This is a genomic window from Faecalicatena contorta (assembly GCF_021531995.1).
Lineage (GTDB): Bacteria > Bacillota > Clostridia > Lachnospirales > Lachnospiraceae > Dorea_A > Dorea_A contorta_A.
On sequence record NZ_JAFBIZ010000215.1, the window covers coordinates 1 to 2,018 of the forward strand.

A 2,018-nucleotide genomic window follows, 5' to 3' on the forward strand; every position below is an offset into this window, starting at 1 on the left:
GTATCATTCTCTCCCAGTCTCTTGAAGTAAACATCCAATTGTTCTTCATCGACTTTACAGATGAATTCTTCTTCCTTAAAATATTCCAAAAATCTTTTTATCTCATATAGTTGTCCTCGGATATTTGCTATTGTCAATCCACCAATTCCAACATGATATTTTGCATATTCCTGCAATAATTCTCTGTTCTTTTTATTAGTGACTTCTATAAAGCTCAGGCGTTGCACCGGATTACTTGGATTAAGTCGATCTTCTGCTAAGTGAAAGCGTTCCATATACCACACATTAGCATGCCAATGTATTTCTGGCGCTGTTAAAAATAATATTTTTCGACTATTATCAATAATCTGCATGGAGTTTTTCACATTTACCACTTTGTGTTCCACTATTTTTTCAAATTGTTGGATTTGTTCTACTTCCAGTCCTTCCAAATCTTCAATATCTTCTTCTACACAAAAATCATATAGCCAATGTAATGGCAGCAAATAACGAACTCTTCTCTCTTTAGGATTATTTCTATACAAATTATCTAAGATATAATTTAATAGTAGAAAAACTTGCCTTTTTAGTTTTTCAGATGCTTTTCTTGAAAAATCCCATACTAGTTCCTGTTTGTCCCGAACATATTCAAAATCCTTAACTAGTTCCAAATCGGGTAAATATGGAAGGAAGACAATCTGTGATTGATACTTCCTTTGATGTTCGATTTTGCCCTGCAGACTTCCTATTTCTGTTTTTACACTATACTGTTTGATGTGATCAAATAGCTTCAAGTATCTCATCACATTTGCTCCATCCCATATCTTTCGCAGTTCCGCTTCATACAGGTTTCTTATCGTATAATCTATATCCCTTATATGATGTATCCCCTGCCGGATGAGGAATCTTCGAACATTTCCTTTCAATGCTTCATCTGATACCTGACATTCTTGGATTTCTGAAATTAATTCTCCATATTCTGTTTCTACCCAATACTGGTGTATTTTTCGTAATGCGGATGACATCTCTACCGCTTTCCGTTTCGTATAATTTCCGCTATCCAACAAACTTTTTTTGTACTCTCGCAGATCCTGTTCTTCTGCTAATGTCACATCATAAATGTTTCTTTGAATCAGGAATCGCTCAGCTTCTTTCCACAATTCTTTCTGCAATATACCGCCTGACATAAGTTGTCTATGAAGATGTTGTATTCCTTCTTGGTATTCTGCCTGTAGCAATCTAATTGCAGACACTTAATCGCCTCCCTTTTATAACAAATTCTGAACACCATACATTGCCTGATGCCTGTTATAAAAAGCATCACTGACTTCTATTAGTTCATCCTCTGTTATATTCAGATATTTCATGGTCGTTTCGATATTCCGATGTCCAAGTGCCTGACTAATCATTTCTAATTTCCAACCATCTTTTCGCCTTGCATTTGCAAAATAATGCCGAAGCATATGGGGAGATGCTTTAATTCCTGTCTTTTTCTCCAACCTACGTAACATGGCATATACCCCGCTTCCCTTAAAAGGTTTTCCAACATAATCGCCAGAAACATTAATAAACAAATATTCCTGTCCTAAAATCAGTTCTTTATAGTCTTCAATATAAAACATTAAAATATCAAATGTTGCATCACTGATTTTGGCTCTTCGAAATTCTGCATTTTTTGCCCTCGCTCCATTCTCATTATCGTCCCGGAAATTGACATATATTATATGTTTTTCATAGTCTATATCCTCTGCGTATCGTACCCCTAAAAGTTCACCTATTCTGAAACCTGTTTCTGCTAATAATAAAAGCAGGACCTGATCTCGGCTGTTTGCACATTCTTGCAACAACTCTACAATCTTGTCCTGCTCAATGGTTTTCCCTTGATGTCCTTTTTCTTTTAAATACCCTCGAAAACTCTTCCTGTTCAATATTTTTCTGATACCGATTGAATTTCGCACAATCATTTGCGTATCTGATAATACCTTAAGATTTCCCGAATACTTGTTTTCCTGTTCCATAAAAATATAGAACCTAAATAC

General features: G+C 35.3%; 1 protein-coding gene and 1 pseudogene. Both read right to left on the reverse strand.

Annotated features, from left to right (window positions below; translation table 11 throughout):
* A pseudogene (locus JQM82_RS15350) lies at positions 1-1,232 on the reverse strand (site-specific integrase); the annotation flags it as partial.
* A gap of 15 nt (positions 1,233-1,247) precedes the next feature.
* The gene (locus tag JQM82_RS15355) at positions 1,248-1,997 is read right to left on the reverse strand and encodes a tyrosine-type recombinase/integrase (RefSeq protein ID WP_235251283.1); all 750 of its coding nucleotides are present in this window, start codon (positions 1,995-1,997) and stop codon (positions 1,248-1,250) included.
* Between the last annotated feature and the right edge of the window lie 21 nt (positions 1,998-2,018).